The sequence below is a fragment of the Streptomyces sp. NPDC018000 genome (genome assembly GCF_044328025.1).
Classification (GTDB): domain Bacteria; phylum Actinomycetota; class Actinomycetes; order Streptomycetales; family Streptomycetaceae; genus Streptomyces.
In genome coordinates this window covers 1-6,147 of record NZ_JBIRGM010000050.1, presented here as the reverse complement: position 1 = coordinate 6,147, position 6,147 = coordinate 1, and the positions used below count along the sequence as shown (strand labels likewise).

Annotated in this window: 6 protein-coding genes and 1 pseudogene; 4 read left to right on the top strand and 3 right to left on the bottom strand. The window is 67.2% G+C overall.

Translation table 11 applies throughout. The features are described 5' to 3' along the window. Window positions 1-116 precede the first annotated feature (116 nt). Together ACH4EW_RS32275 and ACH4EW_RS32270 are read right to left on the bottom strand one after the other, a co-directional pair. Complete coding sequence (locus ACH4EW_RS32275) at window positions 117-545, bottom strand: hypothetical protein (protein ID WP_398263097.1); 429 nt, start codon at window positions 543-545, stop codon at window positions 117-119. Between the two features lie 748 nt (window positions 546-1,293). Continuing rightward, window positions 1,294-1,638 (bottom strand): hypothetical protein, encoded by a 345-nt coding sequence (locus tag ACH4EW_RS32270; protein ID WP_398263095.1) that lies wholly within the window; start codon window positions 1,636-1,638, stop codon window positions 1,294-1,296. On the opposite strand from ACH4EW_RS32270, the gene ACH4EW_RS32265 reads away from it, so the two are divergent. Continuing rightward, the gene (locus ACH4EW_RS32265) at window positions 1,637-1,906 is read left to right on the top strand and encodes a hypothetical protein (protein ID WP_398263093.1); all 270 of its coding nucleotides are present in this window, start codon (window positions 1,637-1,639) and stop codon (window positions 1,904-1,906) included. The two genes, ACH4EW_RS32270 and ACH4EW_RS32265, sit on opposite strands and share 2 nt — an antisense overlap. A 262-nt stretch (window positions 1,907-2,168) precedes the next feature. Here ACH4EW_RS32265 and ACH4EW_RS32260 read toward each other — a convergent pair whose 3' ends face one another. Then, window positions 2,169-2,936, bottom strand: a complete 768-nt coding sequence (locus ACH4EW_RS32260; protein WP_398263091.1) for a PIN domain-containing protein — start codon at window positions 2,934-2,936, stop codon at window positions 2,169-2,171. Between the two features lie 28 nt (window positions 2,937-2,964). On the opposite strand from ACH4EW_RS32260, the gene ACH4EW_RS32255 reads away from it, so the two are divergent. The 3 genes and pseudogenes from ACH4EW_RS32255 to ACH4EW_RS32245 form a co-directional block, all read left to right on the top strand. Further along, entirely contained in the window at window positions 2,965-3,951 is a 987-nt protein-coding gene (locus tag ACH4EW_RS32255) for a PIN domain-containing protein (protein ID WP_398263089.1), read from the top strand. Between the two features lie 376 nt (window positions 3,952-4,327). Continuing rightward, window positions 4,328-5,506 carry a DNA sulfur modification protein DndB gene (locus ACH4EW_RS32250; protein ID WP_398263087.1) on the top strand — a complete coding sequence of 393 codons (1,179 nt, stop codon included), beginning with the start codon at window positions 4,328-4,330 and terminating at the stop codon, window positions 5,504-5,506. Window positions 5,507-5,714: 208 nt separating this feature from the next. Continuing rightward, a pseudogene (locus ACH4EW_RS32245) lies at window positions 5,715-6,147 on the top strand (hypothetical protein); the annotation flags it as partial.

The window sequence follows — 6,147 nt, the reverse complement described above, 5'->3', positions numbered from 1 at the left end:
TCATCCCACAGCAGGTCAGGCATCACGCCATGCTGCCCTGCCACTCACCGAAACGCAGCCCGATTCTCTTGACGAAACCCATAGGGGCACCCCCCCCGCACGGTTGTCGACGGCCGTCAGGACGGACGGCAGGCCTCGCAGGCGTGGCTGTCGATCGCTGCCGCCAGATCGCGAGCCGCTTCCTGTACCGCGGGATCCTCGTCACTGGCCAGTACTCCCACCGTGCCCCTGGCGCTGAGCACACCTTGGTGAGCCGCGTGCTGCACCTCGAGCTGCGGAGGATTGTCGTGTTCGAGGATCGCCTGTAGCAGTTCAATCACTCCGGGCCGGCTGATGACGCTGTCGGTCACGGCGAGATCCCACAGGAACGGGACCGCCGCAACGGTCGCATCGAAGACCGCCAGCTCACCGAGCCACAAGCCGAGATCACTCAGGGCTTCGGTGCTCGTCCTGGCATCGCCCCACGCCACCCTCGACAGCTGGCCCGGAACGTCCTGCGCGGATCCGTAGGCATGCGTCAGCTCGTGCCACCGCACGCGGCTCATGCCCTTGAGGATCGTCCCCACCAAGCCCTCCCGTCCTGCTACCCGCCCTACTCTTCGCGAGGCTAGCCCGACACGCCGAGGAGTGCTCTCAGATCTCGCGAACATTCCAGGCTCTCAGGGTGAGCAAGTGCTTCTCGCGCTCGGCTACAAACGTTCTCCGATCTCACCTACGTAGCTAAACCGGCTTGTTCTGGAGGAGCAGAACAACCGGCGGCCCCTCAAAGCGTGGGCGCTGTATGCAGCAGTCGTGCATGGATCTCCTGCCAAACATTGCAGATCTGCGACGTTATGCAGCCGCCGGGACGGGCCCGCAGTCCTGCTGCCTGCCTCTGGAGCAGCGGGCGCGGGCTTGTTGCAGCAGGGTCCGAGAGCATGCAGCAGCTGGCCGTGCTGCACCGGCCGGGGCCGGACTGCTACCCGTGCAGCGCCCGTGTGCCGCACGGCCCATGCAAATGCTGCGCTGCACCCACAACACCGCCCTGCTGCGACCCGAGGACCACCAGGACCACGAGCAGCGCCCCGGCGACGCCCGCTGCTGCCCACCGGGTAGCAACCTGCTGCACACCACGGCGAGCAGCACGACCAGGAGCAGCGGGATCTCATGGCCCGCGGGCCCTCGGCTCGCACCTCATACCCTCACACGCACCGCGCCACCTGGAGAAACGGGCTGTGTGCCTTACAGGAGCAGCCGGGATCGGCGCTCTACAGGAGAGCTCCGCGACGTCCTCCGCGCGGCTGGAGACGGCGATCAGGGCGCGCAGGGACAGGCCGTAATCGAGCGCGGCCGCGGCGGCCGGGTCGCTGTCTCGCGGATCGCGGCGAGAGAGCGGGCGACGTCCAGGAGCCGGTACGCCTGAGCGCGGCTGATACCGAACTCCGCGTCGCAGTACGACTCCCAGCTGCCGTGCCCGAGGGGGAGCCAGACGCGGGCGGTGTGGGCGTCGCGGACCCGGGCGGCGAGCACCGCCACGGAGCACCGGACGTCGTCCATCGCCTGGCGCAGCCCGGCCGTCAGCTCCCGGGCGCGGGCCGCGGTGAGCTGTGGCCGCGCCGGTTCGGCGCTGTGCTCCTGGTCCTCGTTGTGTTCGCCCATGACTCCATCGTCCTCCGGGCCGGCGGGCGGGACCCCTCGCCGCAGCGCTGTGCGCACGGTGGCGATGCGGGCCTGGCCCGACGGCATCGAGTGGATGTGCTCCGTGGGGACGTGGGAGCAGCCGCACCTGGAGGTGGGCCTCATGCCCGGCGGTGATGAGGTTTGGCTGCGGATGTCCACCGACCGCTCCAGCGTCGCCGTGTGGACCATCCAGCAGTGGTGGGACTTCGCCGGGCAGCTGCCCGGCGCGACGCCGCCGCAGGACTGAGGAGGAACACCCAGCAGCAGCCGAGACGTACGACTACTTCCCGTATGAGGAGCATCGCGCGGAGGTGGTGGTGCCGGACAAGCCAGGCAGCAGTGCGGGCCGAGTGAGCTTTGGGTCGTAGCCGCGAGGTTGCCGTGCGGCAGCTCGAAGGTTTCACAGGCTCACACTCTCGCAGCCCACCCTGTCTAACTGCGGAGACGGGCTGTGAGCCTCGCAGCCAGCCCGATAGATCGCTGTGCGGGGGTGTCGGTGGTGAGGTGGGTCAGGGCTCGATGAACGGCAGTGCGACGGCGTGCAGTTTCGTCTGGAGGTTGATGTCGCGGGTGGCGACGTACCACGCGGAGCCGGGGTGTTGGGACTGCAGGAGCAGGGTCGAGGCGATGAACCGGTCGTCCGGGACATCCAGGTCGAGCCAGTCGGGCAGCGCGTCGGACTTGGGCTCGATGTACTCGAAGACGGCGTGGACGTCGCCGGCGACCCGGACCCCGAGGGTGACGTCGCCGTTGTTGCGCAGCCCCTTCAGCCGTCGGTCGGCCTTTTGGGCCGCCTCGCGCAGAAAATCGGTGCGGCCGGAGCGCTTTTTGTCGTCGAGCTCGCGCAGCACGACCGGCAGCAGGTGCGCCATGTAGCGCGGATCGATCTGCCCGGTGTAGGCGGCGAGATCGGGGTTGTCGATCAGTGCGTTGGCGTCGACGGTCAGGCGCACCGGCCACGGGTCCGCTGGCAGCAGATCGGTCAGGCTCCGCAGCTGTTGGACGGACGCCTGCAGGAGCTTCACGGCCTCCGGTATGTGCTGCGGGACGGACCAGCCCTCGCGGACCAGCCAGCGCTCCAGGTGCTCCAGGCCCTCCTTGAGCTTCTCCGCTGTCTCGGTAGTCGGGTGGGGGAACAGCAGCCGGAACCGCGGCTCCCAGCCCCGCAGGCGGCGCAGCAGGTCCATCCGCTGGGACTCCAGCGCCGGGCCGCTCGGTGCCCAGCCCCAGTCCGCGGCCGTGAGGATGGCCACGGAGTCGCCCGGCTGGTTCGGCAAGGACCTGTTGGGGGCCTACGCTCCTGTCATGTACAGCAGTACCCACCCCAGCCCCTTGACCGGCGGCTTCCGGCTCGGAGTCTTCGACACCTCAGTGCTCACCCAAGACGTCACCGCGGCGCTGAAGCGGGGCCAGCCGTCCTCGATCCTCGCCGGAATGCGGCACGGGACGCTGCGCGGGTTCATCCCGCACTACGTGTGGGCCGAGGTTCCCCGCATGCTGGCCGACCGCAAGCGCGAGGGCGGCACCTTCGATCTCGCCCGGGCGGAGAGGCTGTGGTGGCAGCAGTACGTGCCGTTGCTGCGCGTCGTCTGTGTGGACGGACTGCCCATGACGGCGGCTGCCGACAAGCTCGCGCACGAGGACCTGAGCGACGTCGGCATCCTCCAGCTCGCCGGCGTACTCGCCCCCGTCGTCCTCCTGGCCGCCGACCGTGACCTGATCCGCCAGGGCGTCGCCGTCCCGAACTGGGAAGCGGTTCGGGGCGTGCTGGGGAGGATCGGCAAGGCGGAGGCAGGCATGCGTGGCAGCACCACCACGATCGTGGGAGCCGGATACGGCCTGGCCGGAACCGTGTGGCTGGCACGAGCCCACCCTGTGGCCGCCACAGCGGCAGTTGCCGCCGCCAGCGCCTACGCGTACCGCAACCGTGCCCGGTTCTCCAGCGACACCCGTGCGAAGCTCGCCCGGTTCGGCACGGAGGCCTTCAAGATCTTGGGCGAGCCGTTCGTCCAGCACGAGGTGCACGGGCGCGACTGGAATCAGGCGCAGCGCGGCGCTGCCGGGGACGACGTGCTGTCGCAGGTGGCCCGCCTGCTCGCCCGCGCGCCTGAGCCGATGACTCGTACCGACATCCTTGCCGCGCTCCCGATTTCGGTGCAGGAGCCGCACCGCCGGCAGATGGACGGGCTGGGGCGGCTGCTGCACCGCTTCCCCGCCTTCCACCAGGTAGCACCCAGCCGGTGGCAGCTCGGAAGGGCCAACGTGCAGATCAGCGCGTCGTCTTGGGAGTGACTCCAATTCTGTCGTGCAGGTCGACGACCTGGTGGTGGAGGTCCTGACGCGGCCCCTGTTTAGTAGGGCTTCCCGCTGGTCGACGACTTCGAGCTCCAGCCGCGGCCGGTTGCCCGAGCAAGACGATCACCGTCGAAAGCACTCGGTGAACAAACCTGCTGATTCGTTCGCCGAGCCAGCTACTGCGACCCCCACCTTCTACCGAGCTGGCATTCAGTTACACACCGTCCAATTCCTCTGACGCCTTGCATTCACTCCGTCAGATTCCATACTTGGATCAAGATAAAATGCGCCGATAGTGGTGCAAATATAACGTAATCAGGTCTATTTTGGACGTAGCAAATGATTCCGCAGCGATCAATCTGACGGAGCGATCATGAAACTCCAGCTCGCCGGGATCGGCTACAAGCAGGGCGGTCGGCAGATGGTCGTGACCGCGATGAATCCGATTGCCCTGGTCAAGACTGTGGCCGAGCCCGACCAATGGAACCCTGTCGGCTCGCAGCCGCACGGCAACCGACCCCAGAACAAGCAGCACCGAAAAGGCATCGCCGATTACCTGGAGACCGTAGAGCACTTCGTCCTCAGCGCCGTCGTCCTGTACGCCAAACAGAGCGAGGCCAGGTTCGTACCGGATAGGGACTGGAACGAGGATGAGGAGCGCGCTCCAGGGATCCTCTACCTGGACTACGGGGCCAACTTTGATGTCGGCGACGGACAGCACCGTATTGGCGCCTACTCCGATGTTATGCGTGCGCACATCGAGGACGGCGACCCGGTGCGCGAGAGGCTCCACGCTTCTGGGCAGCCGGTCGTCGTGGTCATTGATGACAACCCGTTGAATCGCGCTCAGGACTTCACCGACCTGCAACGCAACGCGAAGCTGCCACCCGCAAGTATCGGGCTGAGCATGGACCGGCGACAGCCGGTGAACCGTTTGTTGATCTCCCTGGTGCAGGAGCCGCGGCTGAAGATCTTCGGGGACGATGGGAGCGCCAGCCGGGTCGAGTTCCTCAAGGACTCGCCGGGCAAGCTCAGCGCCAAACTGTTCTCGTTCAAGACCGTCAGGTACACCAGTGGCACAGCGCTTATCGGCGTCAGCCAGCGCTCGTCCGCTAGTTGGGACAAGTGGGTGAACTCCTACGTCGAGGAGGACCTTCACAGCGCTCGCGAGGATCTGATCGCCTTGTGGGCCGGCCTGGCGAATCTCCGGCCCTACGCGGAGGTCATCAACGCTTCGCGCTCCGCGGCTCAGCTTCGCAGTGACACCTATCTGGCCAGCGCCGGTGTCCTGTACGCCATCGCGTACGCGATCTACATGGCACGCCACGACCACAAACTGCCGATCACTCATGCCGTGGAGGCACTGACTGCCATCGACTTCAAGCGCCCCCGGACCGTAGGCGGCGAACTGAAAACAAGCGGGCTGACCCCCGAGGACAGTCTCTTTGTCGGCAATCTCGTCGACCCAACCAGCGGCAAGATCGCAGCGGGCCGAGCTGCTTGGGAAGCTGCGGGTGAAGCTATAAGGGCGCGGATCGTCAAGCCAGGTTGATCCGCTTTCCGCGTGGAAGCTCGGGATGCGCCGAAAACACGGCTGGGACACTGTCCCGTACCCGTCGTCACGCCTCACTGCGGACCAGGGTTCATCCGTGTACGAGCAGATGGCCTGCCACGCCCGCTACCCTCTCTGTCAGCCTTGGGTGAGACGTCCCGCTTCGTCGGGTTAGCCTGAGAGGGCACGACAGGAGAACCACCCCCTGATGACCGGCACCAACCTCGCCGAGTCCGATCCGGCTCCCCGGCCGAAGCGCCGTTCCTTCAGTCCCGAGTACAAGCTGCGGATCGTGGCCGAGTACGACGCCGCGCCCGAGGGCGAGAAGGGTGCGGTCCTGCGCCGCGAGCGCCTGTACCACTCGCACGTCAAGGAGTGGCGGGCGGCGCGGGATGCCGGGGCGCTGGAGAAGCTGGTCGACAAGCGCACCAGCCCGGCGAGGCCGAAGAAGTCGGCCACCGAGGCGGAGAACGAGAAACTGCGCCGCCAGGTGGAACGGCTGGAGAAGGAACTGGCCCGGAACAAGGCCGCGCTGGAAGTCGAGATCACAGCACACCACGACGTCTCCCTCATGGCCCGGCTGCTGGGTGTGTCACGGCAGGGCTACTACGCATGGAAGGACCGCGCCCCCTCCCGTCGGC

Bases quoted from the DNA above. Each gene is read 5' to 3' on its own strand.
- ACH4EW_RS32275 (WP_398263097.1), bottom strand. From the start codon at position 545: ATGAGCCGCGTGCGGTGGCACGAGCTGACGCATGCCTACGGATCCGCG.
- ACH4EW_RS32265 (WP_398263093.1), top strand. From the start codon at position 1,637: ATGACTCCATCGTCCTCCGGGCCGGCGGGCGGGACCCCTCGCCGCAGC.
- ACH4EW_RS32270 (WP_398263095.1), bottom strand. From the start codon at position 1,638: ATGGGCGAACACAACGAGGACCAGGAGCACAGCGCCGAACCGGCGCGG.
- ACH4EW_RS32255 (WP_398263089.1), top strand. From the start codon at position 2,965: ATGTACAGCAGTACCCACCCCAGCCCCTTGACCGGCGGCTTCCGGCTC.
- ACH4EW_RS32250 (WP_398263087.1), top strand. From the start codon at position 4,328: ATGAAACTCCAGCTCGCCGGGATCGGCTACAAGCAGGGCGGTCGGCAG.